This is a genomic window from uncultured Polaribacter sp. (assembly GCF_947497695.1).
Classification (GTDB): Bacteria; Bacteroidota; Bacteroidia; order Flavobacteriales; family Flavobacteriaceae; genus Polaribacter.
This window is the reverse complement of the sequence record NZ_CANMHM010000001.1, coordinates 298,107-317,296: the sequence shown is the minus strand read 5'-3', so window position 1 is coordinate 317,296 and position 19,190 is coordinate 298,107. Positions and strand designations below refer to the sequence as shown.

The following is a 19,190-nucleotide window of genomic DNA, read 5'->3' as shown; positions in this document are numbered from 1 at the left end:
TTTAGATAGTTATTCTACAACTAATAAATAATACGTTTTTTTACCACGTTGTAACAACACATATTTACCTGCAATTAAATCGTTTTTAGAAATTATAAAATCGTCTTTTACTTTTTCTTTATTTACAGAAATTGCGTTTTCTTTTAACGCTCTTCTTGCATCACCATTAGAGTTTAAAAAGTTTGTTTTTGCTGCTAATGCACCAATCATATCTAAACCTTCTTCAATATCAGATGTAGATACAGTTGCTTGTGGCACTCCGTCAAAAACATCTAAAAAAGTTTGCTCATCTAAGCCTTTTAAGTCAGAAGCTGTAGATTTTCCAAATAAAATGTTAGAGGCTTTTAACGCATTTTCATACGCTTCTTTTCCGTGCGTTAAAATGGTAACTTCTTCACCTAATTTTTTTTGTAACAAACGTAAATGTGGGTTTTCTGTATGTTCTGTAATTAAATTTTCGATAGTTTTTTTGTCTAAAAATGTAAATTTTTTAACGAAGTTTTCAGCATCTTCATCTGAAGAATTTAACCAATATTGGTAAAATTTATAAGGAGATGTTCTGTCTGCATTTAACCAAACGTTGCCACCTTCTGTTTTACCAAACTTTGTTCCATCGGCTTTTGTAACTAAAGGAACTGTAATTGCATAGGCTTTACCTTGTGCTTTTCTACGGATTAATTCTGTACCTGTGGTAATATTTCCCCATTGATCAGAACCACCCATTTGTAGTTTGCAATTTTTTTCTTTGTATAAATGATAAAAATCGTATCCTTGAAATAATTGATAGGTAAATTCTGTAAAACTCATTCCTACAGAAGATTCAGAACTTAAACGTTTCTTCACAGAATCTTTAGCCATCATATAATTTACAGTGATGTGTTTTCCTGTATCTCTAACAAAGTCAATTAATGAAATATCTTTCATCCAATCGTAATTGTTAACCAATTCTGCTTTGTTTTCTGCTGTAGCATCAAAATCTAAAAAACGTTCTAAATTTTCTCTAACTCCAGCAATATTTTTAGCCAAAGTAGCTTCATCTAACAAATTACGTTCTGCAGATTTTCCTGAAGGATCACCAACCATTCCTGTTGCACCACCTATTAAAGCAATAGGATTGTGACCTGCATTTTGAAAGTGTTTTAAAATAAATATCTGTACCAAGCTACCAATATGTAGAGAGTCTGCAGTTGGGTCGAAACCAATATAACCAGCAGTTTTATTTTTTAATAAATAGTCTTCTGTGTCTGGCATAATATCATGTAATAATCCACGCCAGCGTAGTTCTTCAACAAAATTTGTCATTATAATTAGTTTATAAGTTGGCAAATATACCTTTATCGAGCAAAATATACTAAATTCGTAGTATGATTTTAGTTACAGGAGGTACAGGTTTGGTTGGTGCTCATTTATTGTATCATTTAGTACAAATGGATGAAAATATACGTGCTATTTATCGTTCTGAAGATACCATTGAAAAAGTAAAAGAAGTTTTTTCTTTTTATACTGATGATGATGCTTTAGCATCTAAAATAGAATGGTTTAAAGCAGATATTACAGATGTTCCTGCAATGATTCCTGCTTTTGTTGGTGTTCAAAAAGTATATCATTGTGCCGCTTTAATTTCTTTTGATCCTAAAGATTATATAGAAATGAGAAAAGTAAATATTCATGGAACTGCAATTATTGCAAACCTTTCTATTGATGTAAAAGTTGAGAAAATTTGCTTTGTAAGTTCTATTGCTTCTTTAGGAGACTCTTTAAAAGGAGCTATTATTACAGAAGAAAATGATTGGAACCCACAAGATGAAAATAGTGATTATTCGATTACCAAATTTGGAGCAGAAATGGAAATTTGGCGTGCTAGCCAAGAAGGAGTAGAGGTTGTAATTGTAAATCCAGGTGTTATTCTGGGAAGTGGTTTTTGGCAAAAAGGATCTAGTACATTATTTTCTAAAATTTACAATGGTTTTAATTACTATACAGAAGGAGTTACTGGTTTTGTAAGTGTAACAGATGTGGTTTCTGCGATGGTTCAGTTGATGAATTCTACTGTTAAAAATGAGCGTTTTATTTTAGTTTCAGAAAATAAAACGTTTAAAGAAATTTTCTTTTCTATGGCAAATGCTTTTGGCAAAAAAACGCCTTCTATAAAAATTAAGCCATGGCAAACTGCTATTTTTTGGAGAGTTTCTTGGTTGCTTTCTAAAATTACTAGAAAAACACCTTTATTAAGTAAATATTCTGCTAAAAGTGCACATTCAGTTTCTAAATATACATCAGAAAAAATAGAAGAGCGTTTAAATTTTCAATTTGAAAAAATAGAAACTGTTATTAAAAGAGTTTGTAAAAATTATACCAAATAGAATCTGTAACAATTTCATCTTTAAGCACAAAATTATCTTGCAGTAACTTTTTACTTTCTAGCAATACTTTAGATTTTTTAATGGAATCATTTCTAATAGAGTCTAAATTATTACTTATTTTTTTATAATATTTTTTTTTCTTTTCTAATTGAAGTTTAGCGTCATTAATTATTTCTTCATACAAATCAATTTTACTTATATAATAAAAATTACTTTCTTTAAAACGAAGACTGTCAATTTTATAAATGTCATAAATAAATGCCATGTAAGTAATATTCCTTTGATTCCCTTTATTTTTTAGATATTTTGCAGAAGAAGCAATCATCATATCTTGTATTAACAGAGACATGGTGTCTTTAGGAATCAGGTTTTTTGGTTTTTCAAAAATGGTATTACTTGTACAAGAAACCAAAAAACCAATAATTAATAGATAGCTTATTTTACCCATATTAACGATTAAAAGTAATACGCTTTCCTTTAACTTCATCATTAAAAACACCTTCATTATACATTAAATTTCCGTTGACAAATGTTTGTGTTATTGTTGATGAAAAAGTTGTGCCTTCAAAAGGAGACCAACCACATTTGTATAAAATATTGTCTTTAGAAACTGTTTGAGGTTTGTTAGTATCTATTAAAACTACGTCTGCAAAATAACCTTCTTTTATAAAACCACGTTTTTCTATTTGAAACATTTTAGCAGGATTATGACTCATTTTTTCTACTAATTTTTCAATAGTTATGACTCCTTCTTTCACTTTTTCTAAAAGTGCAATCACAGCATGTTGTACCAAAGGTCCACCACTTGGCGCTTTTGTATACACATTTGTTTTTTCTTCTAAGGTATGAGGAGCATGATCTGTTGCCAAAACATCAATTCTATCATCTAACAAAGCTTCCCATAAACCCAATCTGTCTTTTTCAGTTTTTACAGCAGGATTCCATTTAATATGTGTTCCTTTTTCTTCGTAATCTTTATCAGAAAAACACAAATGGTGCACACAAACTTCTGAGGTAATCTGTTTTTCTTCTAGAGGAATATCGTTTCTAAAAAGATGTGTTTCTTTTGCTGTTGATAAATGAAAAACATGCAATCTTGCTCCTGTTTTTTTAGCTAGTTCAATTGCTTTGGAAGAAGATAAATAACATGCCTCTTCACTTCTAATAATTGGATGGTATTTTAAAGGAACGTCTTCACCATATTTGTCTATAAATTCTTGTGTATTTTTTCTGATGGTTGCTTCGTCTTCACAATGCACAGAAATAATCATTTTTGTTGATGAGAATATTTTCTCTAAAACTTCTTCATTATCTACCAACATGTTTCCTGTAGATGAACCTAAGAATAATTTAATTCCGGCTACTTTTTTAGGATCTGTTTTTAATAATTCTTCTAAATTATCATTAGTACCACCAAACATAAAAGAATAGTTTGCATAAGAATCAGTTGCAGCAATTTTAAATTTATCTTCTAATAAATCTTGTGTTGTAGCTTGTGGTACTGTGTTAGGCATTTCTATAAAAGTAGTTACTCCTCCTGCAACAGCAGCTCTACTTTCTGTTGCTATATTTGCTTTGTGCGTTAAACCAGGTTCTCTAAAATGTACTTGATCATCTATAAAACCAGGAATTAAATACTTGCCTTTAGCATCAATAATAGTAACATTTTCTGTTGCTTTTATTTCTTTAGAAATTTCTTTAATAATTTCGTTTTCAATTAAAACATCACCTAAAAAAGTAGTGTTTTCATTTACAATTTTAGCATTTTTTATTAAAGTTGCTTTTGTCATTTTATATTTTATTTTAATCTAAATAAGGATTCGTTTTTTATGTTTTTAATCATTATTGAAAACTATCAACTTTAAGGCAAACCTTTTAATTTCATTTTAATAACTCCAAATAAAGCTTCAGAAATAATATTTCCGCTCATTTTAGAAGTTCCTGAAATTCTATCTGTAAAAATTACAGATACTTCTTTTATATTAAAACCATGTTTCCAGGCTTTAAATTTCATTTCTATTTGAAACGCATAACCTATAAATTTAATTTTATTTAATTGTATGGTTTCTAAAACTTCTCTTTTCCAACAAACAAAACCTGCTGTGGTATCAAAAACAGGAATTCTAGTAATAAAACGTACATATTTTGAAGCAAAATAGGATAGCAATAGCCTTTTCATGTCCCAATTTACAACGTTTACTTGATTGTTTACATACCTAGAACCAACTGCAACATCATTGTTATTTTTTTTACAAGTATTGTAAAGTTGGATTAAGTCTTTTGGGTTGTGAGAAAAATCAGCATCCATTTCTATGATGTAATCATATTTATTTGCAATTGCCCATTTAAAACCATCAATATAAGCAGTACCTAAACCACTTTTACCGATTCTTTTTTCTAAAAAAAGTTGATTTGGAAATTCTAAAATTAAATTTTCTACAATTTGTGATGTTCCATCAGGTGAATTATCATCAACAACCAAAATATGAAACATTTTTTTTTGATTAAAAACTGCTCTAATGATAGCTTCTATGTTTTCTTTTTCGTTAAAAGTTGGGATGATCACTAACGCGTCTGACATAAATTAATTTTCATGTAGTAAGTATACAAATATACATTATTTAATTACTAATTTTGTGTTAATCTTACCAAAACAAAACTATGGAAGCATTAGAAAGATCTCTAATTAATAGTAATTGGATTACCATTTTATTGGTTTTCTTATTCGCCTTTGTTTTTCTATTAAAAACAATTAATGTTAAAAGGTTAAAAGGGCATACATTTTCTTTGATTAATAACAGTTTTATAGAAACTGAAATTGAAGATCAAAACACTTTTTTTAGTCTATTTAAAGGATTGTTTTTTATTTTTGAAATGCTTGTTTTATCCTTGTTTTTTTACAAAGTTGAAGTGTTTTATTCAGAGGCTATTGATGAAGGTTTTAATACTTTTTTTAAAGTTTTTGGAGTCATTTTTACTTATTTTGTTGCAAAAAGGATACTAGAATTAATGCTTTCTAAGGTATTTATGTTGCCAAATCAGGTAAAATTCTATTTAGTTTCTAAGTCTATTTATTTGTATTCTGTATCAATTTTACTGCTTATAAGTATCGTTTTAGTTGAATATTCGCAATTAAATACGAGTTTTTTAATTTATTTTTCAATGATATTATTCTCATTTCGTTTTATAATACAGGTGGTAAGTAATAAAAAGCTGATATTTAGCGAGTTGTTTTATTTTATTTTATACCTTTGCACGTTCGAAATAGCACCCCTATTTATACTGTTTAAATTGATGTTTTAACTAGAAAAGAAAGCGTATGAAAGTCAAAACGATTTTAGTATCTCAACCAGAACCCAAAACAGAAACATCTCCTTATTTTGATTTGTCTGATAAACAGAAAGTTAAAATAGATTTTAGACCTTTTATTCATGTAGAAGGAATCCCTGTAAAAGAAGTTAGAGGAGAGAAAGTAGACTTAAATAATTTTACTGCTATTATTTTAACAAGTAGAAATGCAGTAGATCATTTTTTTAGAATAGCAGAAGAAATGCGTTTTAAAGTGCCAGATGCAATGAAATATTTTTGCCAATCTGAGGCTGTAGCTTATTATTTACAAAAATATGTTGTGTACAGAAAACGTAAAATCTATGTAGGTGCCAGAACATTTCCAGATTTAACAAAACTGATTAAAAAGCATAAAAACGAAAAATTTTTGCTGCCAAGTTCAGATAAATTAAAGCCTTTAATTCCTCAAGAACTAGATAAATTAGGCATTACTTGGAAAAGATTAGACTTATACAGAACAGTTGTGAGTGATTTATCTGATCTAGAAAATGTATTTTATGATGTATTAGTGTTTTTCAGTCCATCAGGCATTGATTCGCTATTTAAAAACTTTCCTAGTTTTAAACAAAACGATACAAGAATTGCTGTTTTTGGTAATTCTACTGTTAAAGCAGCTACAGAAGCAGGTTTAAAGTGCGATATTGAAGCACCAACGCCAGAAACACCTTCTATGACAATGGCTTTAGATAAATACATTAAATTAGCAAATAAGAAATAAAATTTATTTTAGAATCTTTACAAAGCAGATAAAAACCAAGCAGAAATGCTTGGTTTTTTTGTTACAGATTATTTTCAACTCTAAAATTTTAATTTAAATTTATGATTCTAGCTTCTTTTTCTTAAAATTTAGTCTTTATTTTTGTTTAACGTTTAACAATTAATTTAAAACAAAATAACATGAAATTATTAAAATTAACAGTTTTACTTATCTTTTTGTTCGCTATTTTAAGTTGTGGAGGTAATGAAAAAAAGAAAGAAGAATCAAGTAGTAAAAAGAAAATAGAAACTCCTAAACAAATAGAACCAAAAGTTGATTTGTATAGTGATATTGAAGCATCAAATGATATTCTTCTAACTTCTAATGATGCATCTAAATACAGCAAAGAAATACTTAAAGTTGAAGGAGGAAAAAAAGTAAAGATTACCTTTAAACATACTGGTAAAATGAATAAAAAAGTTATGGGTCATAACTTTGTTTTGCTAAAAAAAGGAGTTAGTATGGCTTCTTTTGGTAAAGAGGCAGCAAAAGCAGTTTCTAATGAATACATACCAGAAAACACACAAGATGTTATAGCACATACCAAATTAATTGGTGGAGGAGAGGAAACAACCATAGAGTTTGATGCACCAGAAGCTGGAACGTATAGATTTATTTGCAGTTTTCCTGGACATTATGCTGCTATGAAAGGAAAATTTATTGTTATATAAAAGCAAATTATTTAATTCTATATTTGAAACTAAGAGAGAGAGAAAATATTTTTAATTTCTCTCTCTTAGTTGTATAAATCTTAATCAAAGATTAAATGGAGTTTGATAAAAATATATTGTCTTTTTTAAAACCAAAATTAATAGATGAATTAATTAAAGAATCTACTTTAAAAGAGTTTTTAAAAGGCACAGAAATACTAAGAGAAGAACAGTATGTTAAAGTACTACCAATAGTTATAGAAGGACTTGTAAAGGTATACTCAAGATTTGAAGAAAAAGAATTACTACTTTATTACATTGAGCCAGCCCAAAGCTGTATTATGACTTTTTATGCCGCTTTAAAAAATACGCCAAGTAAAGTTTTTGCAACTACAGAAGAAGACTCAAAAATTCTTTTAATTCCTGTTCAATACTTACCAAATTGGCTTAAAGAGTATCCAGATTTTAATGAGTTATTTTACAATCAATTTAATTTACGCTATTCTGAGCTTTTAGACACAATTGGTCATTTATTATTAGATAAAATGGATAAGAGACTTTATGATCACATAAAGAAGAAATCTGGTTTAACAAAAAGCAATTCAGTTAAAATGAGCCATAGCCAAATAGCAAATGAATTAGGAACTGCAAGAGAGGTAATTACTAGGGTTTTAAAAAAACTTGAAAATGATGAAAAAATTATTCAAAACAAAGAGGGAATAAGAATTATGAACGAGTGGTGACTTTAGTCACTGCATACTTATATATTACTACTTATTTTTGTGAAGCAATAATGCATAAATTTTAAATTTTTATAAGATGAAAAAAAATATGGGAAGCACTGATAAATTAATCAGAATAATAGCAGCAGTAATAGTTGGAATTCTTTATTTTACAGGAGTAATTTCAGGTATTTTAGCGGTAGTACTTTTAGTTCTTGCAGTTGTTTTTGTTTTAACTAGCTTTGTAAGTTTCTGCCCACTATATGCACCATTTAAAATTAGCACTTGTTCAATTAAAGAAAACAAATAAACTAGAATATAGCTTTTTTTTGTAGTTTTAGTTCTTATATTTTTTCCATAAAAATTATAAGTTATAATATTATTAGACCCTTCAGGTTTTCAAAACCTAAAGGGTCTTTTAGTAATTTAATAGACACTAATTAAGCAAACAAAGTAGCAAAAGCCTCTTCAATTTTACCCACTAAAACCAATCGAATTCCGTGATTTTTAGAAGCGATTTTATTATATTTTGATGCTACTAAAGTTTTGTAGCCTAATTTTTCTGCCTCTGTAATTCTTTGATCTATTTTAGAAACAGGTCTTATTTCTCCTGCCAAACCAACTTCAGCAGCAAAACACACATTTGGGTTGATAGCTACATCTTGGTTAGACGATAAAATTGCAGCTACAACTGCCAAGTCTATTGCAGGATCATCTACATTAATACCACCTGTTATGTTTAAAAAAACATCTTTTGCACCTAATTTAAAACCGGCTCTTTTTTCTAAAACAGCCAAAAGCATGTTTAATCTTTTTAAGTTGTAACCTGTTGTTGATCTTTGAGGAGTTCCATAAACTGCTGTAGAAACCAAGGCTTGAATTTCTATCATTAAAGGTCTAATGCCTTCTAAAGTAGATGCTATTGCTGTTCCGCTTAAATCTGCATCTTTTTTAGAAATTAAAATTTCTGATGGATTAGATATTTCTCTTAATCCAGAGGAAAGCATTTCATAAATTCCTAATTCTGAGGTAGAACCAAACCTGTTTTTCTGACTTCTTAAAATTCTGTAGGTGTGGTTTCTATCACCTTCAAATTGTAAAACAACATCTACCATGTGTTCTAAAATTTTTGGTCCAGCAATGTTTCCATCTTTGTTGATGTGACCAATTAATAAAACCGGCGTTGCAGTTTCTTTGGCATATTTTATGAGTTCTGCTGCAGTTTCTCTAATCTGAGAAATACTACCTGGAGAAGCTTCTATAGAGCTTGTATGTAATGTTTGTATAGAATCTATTACTAAAACCTCTGGCTCAGTTTCTTCAATATTTTTAAAGATATTTTGTGTGTTGGTTTCTGTAAGGATTAAACAGTTAGAGTTGTTGGCTTCTAATCTTTCTGCTCTCATTTTTATTTGAGACTGACTTTCCTCGCCAGAAACATACAATACTTTTTGGCTGATATTTAGAGCCACTTGTAATAATAAGGTCGATTTACCAATTCCTGGTTCTCCACCTAAAAGTGTTACAGAACCTTTTACCAAACCACCTCCTAAAACTGTGTCTAACTCATTGTTATTGGTTACAATTCTTTCTTCTGGGTTTAGTTGAATATCTACAACTCTTAAAGGTTTATTTACGGTTTGTTTTGCAGTTGTAGATTGTTTCCAAACGCGTTTTTCTTCTTTTTGTATAACTTCTTCTACAATGGTATTCCATTCTTTACAAGCACCACATTGCCCAACCCATTTAGCATGTTGTGTGCCACAATTCTGACAGAAAAAAGTTGTTTTGGTTTTTGCCATTTTTTAAAAAGTTACAAAGTTTTATAGTAACAAAGTTACAAAGTTTATAAGTAGGTAACTTTTAAAAAATGAATAAAAAAAGAATGTTCTAAAAGTTAGCAAACACTTGCGTTAGCGATTGAACGTCATGTTTGAGCTCTTTTTTATTTTTTATAAAAAAAGCGAGTAGTGAAAGCGCGACCTTTAGGGAACGCCCAAAAATTATTTATTCTTATTGTAAATTGGTAAAAATAAGAATGCCAAACCTCCAAAAATAATAATCATAGCAGTTTGTGCAGTCCACATAACCCAGCCAAAAGCTTTACTTGGGTCTTCTGCAACGTTAAACAATAAAAAAGCACCTGTTACAGCAACTGGGTACAAACCAATGCCACCATTTGTTGCAGCAATTGCAAAACCACCAGCAATAAAACCGATTAAAATTGCCCCAAAAGGAACTTGTAAACCATCAATTGCAGGGATTGTTGCCCAAAACATGCAAATATACATGACCCAAATAAAAACGGTATGGAAAATAAATGCCCATTTGTTTTTCATTTTAAAGATGCTTGTAACTCCTTCTAATAGGCCACTAATAAAGGTTTTAATTTTTAAACCAATACCTGATGTTGCTTTTTTTATGTAGCGTGTAAAAAACAGAAAACCAATAAAAAGACTCAGAAGTATGAAACCTATTTTTAAAGGGTTAAAATTTTTTGTTAAAAGCTGCCAAATAAAGTCGAATTGAACAAATAGTGTAATAGCAATAATGGATAGCATCATTATTAAATCTGCCATTCGTTCTGCTACAATGGTTCCAAATCCTTTTTCAAACGGTATGTTTTCATAATTAGCCATTACAGCAGCTCTAGATGCCTCACCTGCTCTTGGAATGGTTAAGTTTACTAAATAAGCTATTAAAACAGCCATTGCACTATTGGCAAATTTAGGTTTAAAACCCAAAGGTTCTAGCATAAATTTCCAACGATAAGCTCTTGATAAATGGCTTAAAACACCAAAAAATAAGCCTAAGCTTATCCACCAATAATTAGCATTTTTAAAGTATCCTATAAATTCGTTTGTGTTGATATCTTTAAGAGAATACCAAACTAAAAAACCTCCCAAAACGAGAGGTAATATTATTTTTAAAATCTTTTTAATATTCAAAACTTAGGTAAGTGTGTTATCTTTTTCGTTTGGAAAAACTAAAGAAGGTTTAAACTTTTTAGCCTCTTCTAATTCTAAAAAACCATAAACAATTAAAATTAAAACATCATTTACAGCTACTTTTCTGGCAGCTGCTCCGTTTAAAGTGATTTCTCCACTTCCACGAGGTCCAGGAATTGCATAGGTTTCTAAACGCTCACCATTATTGTTGTTTACAATTTGAACACGTTCTCCTTCTATAATGTTGGCTGCATCCATTAAATCTTCATCTATGGTAATGCTGCCTATATAATTTAAATCTGCACCTGTAACTTTTACTCGGTGGATTTTTGATTTTACAACTTGTACTAACATGTGGCAAAAATAGGTTTTTTTTAATTACTAATTTTTTAGTCGAATATTATCTATTAATCTAATTTCTCCTGCAAATACTGCAATAAAAGCACGGTATTTTTTATTGGGTTCTTTGTTTTTTATGGTTTCTAATGTTTTTTCATCAGCAATTGTAAAATATTCTAATTCAAACAAAGGATGTTTTTTAAATTGATTTTCTACCCATTCTATTAAACTAGTAGCATTTTCTGTGCCAAATTTTTTACGTGCTTTTTTAAGTGTTTTATAAATAAAAGGAGCAGCATTTCTATGGGTTTCAGTTAGCCTACTATTTCTAGAACTCATTGCTAAACCATCTTTTTCTCTAAAAATAGCACAACCTTTAATTTTTACATTTAAATGGTATTTTTTTACTAGCTTTTTTATGATTTGTAGTTGTTGAAAATCTTTTTGGCCAAAATACGCTTTGTTGGGTTTTATAATTTCAAAAAGTGTTTTTACAATAGTGCCAACGCCATTAAAATGTCCGTTTCTAAATTTACCTTCCATTTGATGTTCTAAACCATCAAAATTAAATTTTTGTGATGCAACGTTTTCTTCATAAATTTCTTTAATAGAAGGAGTAAATAATATATCACAAGAAACAGAAGTTAATAATTTTGTGTCGTTTTCTAGTGTTTTAGGGTATTTTATTAAATCATCATGATTATCAAATTGCGTAGGATTTACAAAAATACTGACTACAACAATATCATTTTTTTTGATTGCTTTTTCAATTAAAGACAAATGCCCTTGATGTAAAGCACCCATTGTTGGTACAAAACCAATGCTTTTTTTGTTTGCCTTATGTTCTAAAATACAGGTTTTTAAGTCTTTTTTACTACTAATTATTTTCATGCTAAAAATATTACTAAAGTGTGCAAACTTACCATTTTAACACGATATTAGCATAAAAATTTGTATTTTCGCAAATCTTATAAAAGAGTTTGATTCATGAAGGACAAGAGAATATTATTTGTTTCATCGGAAGTAGTTCCTTATTTACCAGAAACAGAATTATCATCAACTGCATTTAATGTTGCGAAAAATGCTCACTCTAAAGGGGTGCAAACAAGAATTTTTATGCCAAGATTTGGTGTAATTAACGAACGTAGACATCAGTTACACGAAGTAATTCGCTTATCTGGTATGAACCTAGTAGTTAATGATATGGATATGCCTTTAATTATAAAAGTAGCTTCTATTCCTAAAGAAAGAATGCAAGTTTATTTTATAGATAACGAAGAGTATTTTAAAAGGAAAGCTGTTTCTAGCGATGAAGATGGTGATTTGTTTGAAGACAATGATGAACGTGCAATTTTCTTTGCAAAAGGAGTTGTAGAAACTGTAAAAAAATTAAATTGGGCACCAGACATTATTCATGTTCATGGTTGGATGGCCTCTCTTTTACCACTTTATTTAAAAGAATTTTACAAAGAAGAACCATTGTTTACAGAAAGTAAAATTGTTACTTCATTATACAATAATCCTTTTGAAGGAACTTTAGACGAAGGTTTAGAAAATAAAGTAAAGTTTGATAAAATAAGTGATGCTAAAACTGCTATATTAAAAACACCTAGTTTTACAAACATTTTAAAAAGTGCTATTGATAATTCAGATGCAATTATACATGGTAGTGAAACAATTTCAGAAGAATTGTCTTCTTTTTTAGATGAAAAAGAAATACCTGTTTTAGCGTATCAATCAGAAGACTTAAAAGAAAGTTATTTAAATTTTTATACTGATTTAATATCAGAAAAATAATTGTGATAGAGTGAAAAATTTTTTTGGAAAAAGTGCATTCGTTGCTGCTTTAATATTTGTATTTCTAGTTGTTATTTCTTGCGAAAAAGATTTTACAGATATTAATTCTGGAGTTATAAGTAATACAAAGTTTACAACAGGACAAGCAGTTTTAGATTTCGAAATAAAACCTGTTGATATTGAGAGTATTGCTGCAGATAATATTGGGTTGCCTATAAATTCAATATCATTAGCTGTAGAATATTGGTTGGGAGTTTATAACAAAACAAATGCTAAAAAAATAACTGCTGGTTTTGTTTCTCAATTAGGGCTTCCTTCGAGTTTAAGAAATTCTGCTGAACCTAGTGTTACAGATACAATTTACAACCTAGATAAAGTTGTTTTAAAAATCCCTTACACAGCAGTTTCTTTAGGAGTAAATACTGAAGGAGTAACCACTTACAAGTTAGATTCGATTTTAGGAGATACTTCTGTTCCAACAAAACTTAAAGTGTATAGAAACCCAACATTTTTAAATAGATTAAATCCTTCAGATCCTTCAAAATTAAATTCTTTTACTTCTAATTTTGATTATAAAGAAACAGAATTATTGACTGAAACTAATGGCTTTTCTTTTACTCCAAAAGCTACAGATAGAACTTTTCGTTTTCAAAGATTAGATAGAACAAAAGATGTAAATAATACTACAGATATGGTTACTGATAGCATACAATCAATAGCAATAGATACAGTATCAGTTCCCTTTATAGCAATTCCACTAAATTTAACCACCATGAAAGAAATATTTTGGGATAAGTTTAATGATCTAGAATTTTCTTCTTTAGATGAATTTCAAAAACACTTTAAAGGTATCATAGTTGAGGCAGAAGGAGATAATGGAGCTTTAGTGCCTTTAAATTTAACTCCAAATACAAATTTAACTATAGATTTCTTATACTCTAAAACAGTTGTAAAAGAGGCACAAGATAACGAAGTGATAAAAGATGTATATTCTTTTCCTTTAGGAGGTATTCAAAACAGTATTTATAAAACAGAACCTATAAATTCTTCTATTCCAGATAATAGTTTTGTAATTCAAGGTACTGCTGGTATTTCTGCTGAAATTAAAATATTAGGAGTCAATTTATCAAATTTAGAAGAAGCAAATCTTCTTCTAAATTATGCTGATAAAGATGTAGACAATAATAATTATTTAGATTTAAAAGAGTTAGCATCCATTAGAGATGTAGATAATAATGAATTTGGATTTTTGATAAATGATGCAGATTTAACTTTTGGTGTAAATGATGCATTAAGCACCAATTCAGATATAGTACCCCAAAGACTATATGTTTATCAAAATAAAGAAAATGAAAATGGAGGTATAACACCAACACATTTGACTGATTCTTATGAAGAAGCAAGTTTTTTTAACGGAAATTTAATGTCTAGTGAGTCTAATGTGCCACAGAGTTATACTTTTAAAATTACAGATTATATTTCTGATTTAATGGATGGATCTTCTGAAGACTTTTCATCATTAACATTAAAAGTGTATAATCCTACTGATAATCCTTTAATTACAGGATCATTAAATGAGAATGTATTCCAATATAATTGGAATCCAAGATCTGTTGTTTTATTCAACCAAAATGGTAGTGAAAAAACTCAATTAAAAATATCATTTTCTAAGAAAAAGAATTAAATAAGATAATTGTTATGTGTGGAATCACTGGTTATATAGGTTTTAGAGAAGCCTATCCTATTGTTATTAATGGGTTAAAAAGATTAGAATATCGTGGTTATGATAGTGCTGGGATCATGATGTATGATGGAAAAGAAGTCCAATTATCTAAAACTAAAGGCAAGGTTTCTGATTTAGAAATTATTACAAATAATGAAGAAGGAAGAAAAAAAGGAAATATAGGAATCGGACATACACGTTGGGCAACTCATGGAGTGCCTAATGATGTAAATTCTCATCCTCATGTTTCTCAATCTGGAGATTTAGTAATTGTTCATAACGGAATTATAGAAAATTATGATACCTTAAGAAAAGAATTAATTTCTAGAGGCTATTCTTTTAAGAGTGATACTGATACTGAGGTACTTGTTAATTTAATAGAAGAGGTTAAAAAGCAGGAAAATTGTAAACTTGGACAAGCAGTTCAACTTGCTTTAAATAATGTAATAGGTGCTTATGCCATTGCTGTTTTTGATAAAACAAAACCAAATGAGTTGGTAGTTGCACGTTTAGGAAGCCCTATTGCTATTGGTGTAGGAAAAGATAGTGAAGAATTTTTTATAGCTTCAGATGCTTCTCCATTTATTGAATATACAAAAGATGCCATTTATTTAGAAGATGAAGAATTAGCCATTATTAAAATAGGAAAATCTATTAAAGTTCATAAGATTAAAGATGACTCTAAGGTTGATACTAATATTCAGAAATTAAAACTGAGTTTAGATCAAATAGAAAAAGGAGGCTATGATCATTTTATGTTAAAGGAGATTCATGAGCAACCTAAGGCAATCATAGATACTTACAGAGGTAGAATGTTACCTAATGAAGGTCTTATTAAAATGTCTGGGATTGATGATAATATCAATAAATTTTTAAATGCCGATAGAATAATTATTATTGCTTGTGGTACATCTTGGCATGCTGGTTTAGTGGGTGAGTATTTGATTGAAGACATGGCTCGAATTCCTGTTGAAGTTGAGTATGCATCAGAATTTAGATATAGAAATCCCATAATTACGCCAAAAGATGTTGTGATTGCAATTTCACAATCTGGTGAAACAGCAGATACTTTAGCAGCCATTAAATTAGCTAAGTCTAAAGGAGCTTTTGTTTTTGGTATTTGTAATGTTGTAGGTTCTTCTATTGCTAGAGAAACACATGCAGGTGCATATACACATGCAGGTCCAGAAATTGGTGTTGCCTCTACAAAAGCTTTTACAACTCAAATTACGGTACTTACACTAATCTCTTTAAAGTTAGCAAAATCTAAAGGAACATTATCTGATTCTGCTTTTAGGATGTACTTACAAAAAATGGAATTGATACCTAGTAAGGTTGAAAAACTTTTACAAATTGATGAAAAAGTAAAAGAAATTGCTGCTGTTTATAAAGATGCAACAAATTGCTTGTATTTAGGAAGAGGTTTTAATTTCCCTGTTGCTTTAGAAGGTGCTTTAAAATTAAAAGAAATATCTTATATTCATGCAGAAGGTTACCCTGCTGCAGAAATGAAACATGGACCCATTGCTTTGATTGATGAAAATATGCCAATTTTTGTAATTGCAACCAGTAAAGGACATTATGAAAAGGTAGTTAGTAATATTCAAGAAATAAAATCAAGATCTGGTAAAATAATTGCGATTGTTACAGAAGGAGATACTCAAGTGAGAGAAATTGCAGATCATGTAATTGAAATTCCTGAAACAGAAGAAGCTTTAACTCCTCTGTTAACTACAATTCCTTTTCAATTATTATCATATTATATTGCTGTAATGTTGGATAAAAATGTAGATCAGCCAAGAAATTTAGCAAAATCGGTTACTGTAGAGTAATTAATAAGTTTTAATGATTCCACATTTATTAAAAAGCCTCACAAATATTTTTTGTGAGGCTTTTTTTAAAGATTTAAAGTACGGTTTATTATGGGAAACCAAGTGTAATGTGTATTACAATTAGCACAGTAATATGATTTTGTACCAGGAATCAATCTAACAAATGCACTTCTTTTCCTTCTAAGTTTAGACCAGGAATTGCATTTAGGACACGGTTTCATTTTTGGGTTATTGATTAACGTTGACAAGTTACAAAAAAACGATTAGTTAAAATTTTAATTTAGTTGTTCGTTTTTTCTTATAGATATTTTATGAATGTAATATAAAAAAGTATTTCTTTAAAATTTTTTAAAGAGATTCGCTAAATTATTAGCGTCTAAGCCAAGTTTTTGTTGTAATTTAAAAACACGACCATGTTCAATAAATTCATCAGAAATTCCTAATACTTTTACCTTATTTTGATACTCATTTTCTGCAGAAAATTCTAAAATAGCACTTCCAAAACCACCTTTTACAGTGCCATCTTCAATGGTAATAATACTTTTATATGTTGAGAAAATTGTATGTAATAATTTTTCATCTAAAGGTTTTATAAAACGCATATCATAATGAGAAAAATCAGAATTATCATTAACTAATTCTAATGCTTCAGAAACATTTTTAGCTATAGTGCCAATAGATAAAATGGCTATTTTATTTCCTTTTTTTAATTGAACTCCGTTTCCAATTTCAATTTTCTCAAAAGGTTTTTTCCAATCAATTATAACACCTGTTCCTCTTGGATATCTTATTGCAATTGGATTTTTTAACCCTAGTTGAGCAGTGTATAAAATGTTTCGCAATTCAATTTCGTTTCTTGGAGCAAAAACAATTAAATTAGGAATACAACGTAAATAAGCCAAATCGAAAACACCATGATGTGTAGCTCCATCTTCTCCTACTAGACCAGCTCTATCTAAACAAAAAATGACAGGTAAATTTTGCAAAGCAACATCATGAATTATTTGATCGTAAGCACGTTGTAAAAAGGTAGAATAAATATTACAAAATGGTACTAAACCTTGGGTTGCTATTCCTGCAGCTAAAGTTACTGCATGCTGTTCTGCTATACCTACATCAAAAGTTCTTTTTGGGTATTTTTGCAGCATCAATTTTAAAGAACTACCTGTTAACATTGCAGGAGTAATTGCAATAATTTTATCATTTTTAGTTGCTAATTCTACAATTGTTTCACCAAAAACATCTTGATATTTGGTGTATTCATTTTTTTCTGTTTTTATTCTTTCGCCAGAAATTTTATCAAATTTACCTGGGGCATGATAGGTTACCTGGTCATCTTCAGCTTGCTGTAAACCTTTCCCTTTTTTAGTGATTATATGTAAAAATTTAGGACCTTTTACAGATTTTAATCTTTTTAATTCTGATAAAATTTTAGGTAAATCATGTCCATCAATTGGACCAGAATAATCAAAATTTAAAGCTTTTATGATATTATTTTGTGCTGCTAACTTTTTATCAGTTTTAACCTTTGTTAGATACTCTTTTAAAGCACCAACTGCAGGATCAATACCAATAGCATTGTCATTTAAAATAATGAGTAAATTGGCTTTAGAAACGCCTGCGTGATTCAAGGCTTCAAACGCCATTCCACTTGCAATAGAAGCATCACCAATAACAGCAATATGTTGTTTTTCTGTTGCTCCCTTTAAGTTTGATGCAATTGCCATTCCTAGTGCAGCAGAAATAGAAGTTGAAGAATGCCCAACACCAAAAGCATCAAATTTACTTTCTTTTCTGGATGGAAAACCAGCAATCCCTCCAAATTGCCTATTGGTATGAAAAACATCTTTTCTGCCCGTTAAAATTTTATGCCCATAAGCTTGATGACCAACATCCCAAACTAATAAATCATTAGGAGTATCAAATAAATAATGAAGTGCAATTGTTAATTCTACAACCCCTAAACTTGCCCCTAAATGCCCTTCTTTTGTGGCAACAATATCAATAATAAATGCTCTCAATTCATTTGCGAGTTGAGGTAATTGTTCAGGATTTAATTTTCTTAAATCGGTTGGGTTTGATATGTTTTCTAATAAATTTTTCATTCAAGTGTAAAAATACAACATCAATTTTTGTGTCTGTAAAATGGACTGTTAAGAATTGCAAATCTATCGTAAAAAAATTACTTAAATTTACTAAAAATATTTAATTAGATGATTCAACCTTTTGATGATACTTATTTTATGAAAAAAGCCTATCAAGAAGCAGAAACTGCTTTTGATAAAGGAGAAGTTCCTGTGGGAGCAGTCATTGTTTTTAAGGATCAAATTATTGCTAGAGCACACAATTTAACAGAAACTTTAAATGATGTAACTGCCCATGCAGAAATGCAAGCTTTTACTGCTGCTGCTGATTTTTTAGGAGGTAAATATTTAAAAGATTGTAGGTTGTATGTAACTTTAGAACCTTGCCAAATGTGTGCTGGTGCAAGTTATTGGGCACAAATTGGTAAAATTGTGTATGGAGCATCTGAACCAGAAAGAGGTTTTATCAACTTAAAAACTACTTTGCATCCAAAAACAAAAGCAGTTGCAGGAATTTTAGAAAATGAATGTTCTCAATTATTAAGACGTTTCTTTATTGAGAAACGAAATTTGAATTGATATTTCAATAAAAAACCACGCCAAAGCGTGGTTTAAATTTTATAAAAA

19 protein-coding genes are annotated in these 19,190 nt (G+C 29.4%); 10 read left to right on the top strand and 9 right to left on the bottom strand.

The window, feature by feature from the left end; translation table 11 throughout:
* Positions 1–9 precede the first annotated feature (9 nt).
* Positions 10–1,302, bottom strand: coding sequence for a tyrosine--tRNA ligase (tyrS, locus tag Q0731_RS01400; RefSeq protein ID WP_299058950.1), 1,293 nt, complete (start codon positions 1,300–1,302; stop codon positions 10–12).
* 62 nt (positions 1,303–1,364) lie between these two features.
* Between tyrS and Q0731_RS01395 the strand changes: the two genes are divergently transcribed.
* Positions 1,365–2,363, top strand: coding sequence for an NAD-dependent epimerase/dehydratase family protein (locus Q0731_RS01395; RefSeq protein WP_299058948.1), 999 nt, complete (start codon positions 1,365–1,367; stop codon positions 2,361–2,363).
* Here the strand turns inward: Q0731_RS01395 and Q0731_RS01390 are convergent.
* The 3 genes from Q0731_RS01390 to Q0731_RS01380 form a co-directional block, all read right to left on the bottom strand.
* On the bottom strand, positions 2,332–2,811 hold the full coding sequence (locus Q0731_RS01390) for a DUF4296 domain-containing protein (RefSeq protein ID WP_299058946.1): 480 nt from the start codon (positions 2,809–2,811) through the stop codon (positions 2,332–2,334). The two genes, Q0731_RS01395 and Q0731_RS01390, sit on opposite strands and share 32 nt — an antisense overlap.
* Position 2,812: 1 nt before the next feature.
* Positions 2,813–4,153, bottom strand: a complete 1,341-nt coding sequence (locus tag Q0731_RS01385) for a dihydroorotase (RefSeq protein ID WP_299058944.1) — start codon at positions 4,151–4,153, stop codon at positions 2,813–2,815.
* A 71-nt stretch (positions 4,154–4,224) separates the two neighbouring features.
* Positions 4,225–4,944, bottom strand: coding sequence for a polyprenol monophosphomannose synthase (locus Q0731_RS01380; RefSeq protein ID WP_299058942.1), 720 nt, complete (start codon positions 4,942–4,944; stop codon positions 4,225–4,227).
* 80 nt (positions 4,945–5,024) lie between these two features.
* Between Q0731_RS01380 and Q0731_RS13170 the strand changes: the two genes are divergently transcribed.
* From Q0731_RS13170 to Q0731_RS01360, 5 genes are all read left to right on the top strand, one after another.
* Positions 5,025–5,666 carry a DUF4271 domain-containing protein gene (locus Q0731_RS13170; RefSeq protein ID WP_366915391.1) on the top strand — a complete coding sequence of 214 codons (642 nt, stop codon included), beginning with the start codon at positions 5,025–5,027 and terminating at the stop codon, positions 5,664–5,666.
* Positions 5,667–5,682: 16 nt separating this feature from the next.
* Complete coding sequence (locus tag Q0731_RS01375; protein ID WP_299058940.1) at positions 5,683–6,429, top strand: uroporphyrinogen-III synthase; 747 nt, start codon at positions 5,683–5,685, stop codon at positions 6,427–6,429.
* Between the two features lie 179 nt (positions 6,430–6,608).
* Positions 6,609–7,139, top strand: coding sequence for an azurin (azu, locus tag Q0731_RS01370; protein ID WP_299058938.1), 531 nt, complete (start codon positions 6,609–6,611; stop codon positions 7,137–7,139).
* A gap of 95 nt (positions 7,140–7,234) precedes the next feature.
* The gene (locus Q0731_RS01365; RefSeq protein WP_299058935.1) at positions 7,235–7,861 is read left to right on the top strand and encodes a Crp/Fnr family transcriptional regulator; all 627 of its coding nucleotides are present in this window, start codon (positions 7,235–7,237) and stop codon (positions 7,859–7,861) included.
* Between the two features lie 76 nt (positions 7,862–7,937).
* Positions 7,938–8,150 (top strand): DUF2892 domain-containing protein, encoded by a 213-nt coding sequence (locus Q0731_RS01360; protein ID WP_299058933.1) that lies wholly within the window; start codon positions 7,938–7,940, stop codon positions 8,148–8,150.
* Positions 8,151–8,280: 130 nt separating this feature from the next.
* On the opposite strand, the gene radA is transcribed toward Q0731_RS01360, so the two are convergent.
* The 4 genes from radA to panC all read right to left on the bottom strand — a co-directional run bounded on the left by radA (position 8,281) and on the right by panC (position 12,018).
* Positions 8,281–9,642: a DNA repair protein RadA gene (radA, locus tag Q0731_RS01355; RefSeq protein WP_299058931.1), complete on the bottom strand. Its 1,362-nt coding sequence runs from the start codon at positions 9,640–9,642 to the stop codon at positions 8,281–8,283.
* 201 nt (positions 9,643–9,843) lie between these two features.
* On the bottom strand, positions 9,844–10,788 hold the full coding sequence (locus tag Q0731_RS01350) for a lysylphosphatidylglycerol synthase transmembrane domain-containing protein (protein WP_299058929.1): 945 nt from the start codon (positions 10,786–10,788) through the stop codon (positions 9,844–9,846).
* A 3-nt stretch (positions 10,789–10,791) separates the two neighbouring features.
* Positions 10,792–11,142 carry an aspartate 1-decarboxylase gene (gene panD, locus Q0731_RS01345; protein WP_299058927.1) on the bottom strand — a complete coding sequence of 117 codons (351 nt, stop codon included), beginning with the start codon at positions 11,140–11,142 and terminating at the stop codon, positions 10,792–10,794.
* Positions 11,143–11,169: 27 nt separating this feature from the next.
* Positions 11,170–12,018, bottom strand: a complete 849-nt coding sequence (panC, locus tag Q0731_RS01340; RefSeq protein ID WP_299058925.1) for a pantoate--beta-alanine ligase — start codon at positions 12,016–12,018, stop codon at positions 11,170–11,172.
* A gap of 96 nt (positions 12,019–12,114) precedes the next feature.
* Between panC and Q0731_RS01335 the strand changes: the two genes are divergently transcribed.
* Genes Q0731_RS01335 through glmS form a run of 3 tightly spaced genes read left to right on the top strand, consistent with a single transcriptional unit; the run spans position 12,115 to position 16,479 of the window.
* The gene (locus Q0731_RS01335; protein ID WP_299058923.1) at positions 12,115–12,924 is read left to right on the top strand and encodes a glycogen/starch synthase; all 810 of its coding nucleotides are present in this window, start codon (positions 12,115–12,117) and stop codon (positions 12,922–12,924) included.
* 10 nt (positions 12,925–12,934) lie between these two features.
* Positions 12,935–14,608 (top strand): DUF4270 family protein, encoded by a 1,674-nt coding sequence (locus tag Q0731_RS01330; RefSeq protein WP_299058921.1) that lies wholly within the window; start codon positions 12,935–12,937, stop codon positions 14,606–14,608.
* A gap of 14 nt (positions 14,609–14,622) precedes the next feature.
* Positions 14,623–16,479 (top strand): glutamine--fructose-6-phosphate transaminase (isomerizing), encoded by a 1,857-nt coding sequence (glmS, locus tag Q0731_RS01325; protein ID WP_299058919.1) that lies wholly within the window; start codon positions 14,623–14,625, stop codon positions 16,477–16,479.
* A gap of 338 nt (positions 16,480–16,817) precedes the next feature.
* Here the strand turns inward: glmS and dxs are convergent, their stop codons facing one another.
* Entirely contained in the window at positions 16,818–18,584 is a 1,767-nt protein-coding gene (gene dxs, locus Q0731_RS01320; RefSeq protein ID WP_299058917.1) for a 1-deoxy-D-xylulose-5-phosphate synthase, read from the bottom strand.
* Between the two features lie 108 nt (positions 18,585–18,692).
* On the opposite strand from dxs, the gene Q0731_RS01315 reads away from it, so the two are divergent.
* On the top strand, positions 18,693–19,142 hold the full coding sequence (locus Q0731_RS01315; protein WP_299058916.1) for a nucleoside deaminase: 450 nt from the start codon (positions 18,693–18,695) through the stop codon (positions 19,140–19,142).
* Positions 19,143–19,190 lie beyond the last annotated feature (48 nt).

Bases quoted from the DNA above. Each gene is read 5' to 3' on its own strand.
- Q0731_RS01315 (WP_299058916.1), top strand. From the start codon at position 18,693: ATGATTCAACCTTTTGATGATACTTATTTTATGAAAAAAGCCTATCAA.
- Q0731_RS01395 (WP_299058948.1), top strand. From the start codon at position 1,365: ATGATTTTAGTTACAGGAGGTACAGGTTTGGTTGGTGCTCATTTATTG.
- Q0731_RS01380 (WP_299058942.1), bottom strand. From the start codon at position 4,944: ATGTCAGACGCGTTAGTGATCATCCCAACTTTTAACGAAAAAGAAAAC.
- Q0731_RS01385 (WP_299058944.1), bottom strand. From the start codon at position 4,153: ATGACAAAAGCAACTTTAATAAAAAATGCTAAAATTGTAAATGAAAAC.
- tyrS (WP_299058950.1), bottom strand. From the start codon at position 1,302: ATGACAAATTTTGTTGAAGAACTACGCTGGCGTGGATTATTACATGAT.
- radA (WP_299058931.1), bottom strand. From the start codon at position 9,642: ATGGCAAAAACCAAAACAACTTTTTTCTGTCAGAATTGTGGCACACAA.
- Q0731_RS01335 (WP_299058923.1), top strand. From the start codon at position 12,115: ATGAAGGACAAGAGAATATTATTTGTTTCATCGGAAGTAGTTCCTTAT.
- azu (WP_299058938.1), top strand. From the start codon at position 6,609: ATGAAATTATTAAAATTAACAGTTTTACTTATCTTTTTGTTCGCTATT.
- glmS (WP_299058919.1), top strand. From the start codon at position 14,623: ATGTGTGGAATCACTGGTTATATAGGTTTTAGAGAAGCCTATCCTATT.
- Q0731_RS13170 (WP_366915391.1), top strand. From the start codon at position 5,025: ATGGAAGCATTAGAAAGATCTCTAATTAATAGTAATTGGATTACCATT.
- dxs (WP_299058917.1), bottom strand. From the start codon at position 18,584: ATGAAAAATTTATTAGAAAACATATCAAACCCAACCGATTTAAGAAAA.
- Q0731_RS01365 (WP_299058935.1), top strand. From the start codon at position 7,235: ATGGAGTTTGATAAAAATATATTGTCTTTTTTAAAACCAAAATTAATA.
- panD (WP_299058927.1), bottom strand. From the start codon at position 11,142: ATGTTAGTACAAGTTGTAAAATCAAAAATCCACCGAGTAAAAGTTACA.
- Q0731_RS01390 (WP_299058946.1), bottom strand. From the start codon at position 2,811: ATGGGTAAAATAAGCTATCTATTAATTATTGGTTTTTTGGTTTCTTGT.
- panC (WP_299058925.1), bottom strand. From the start codon at position 12,018: ATGAAAATAATTAGTAGTAAAAAAGACTTAAAAACCTGTATTTTAGAA.
- Q0731_RS01360 (WP_299058933.1), top strand. From the start codon at position 7,938: ATGAAAAAAAATATGGGAAGCACTGATAAATTAATCAGAATAATAGCA.
- Q0731_RS01375 (WP_299058940.1), top strand. From the start codon at position 5,683: ATGAAAGTCAAAACGATTTTAGTATCTCAACCAGAACCCAAAACAGAA.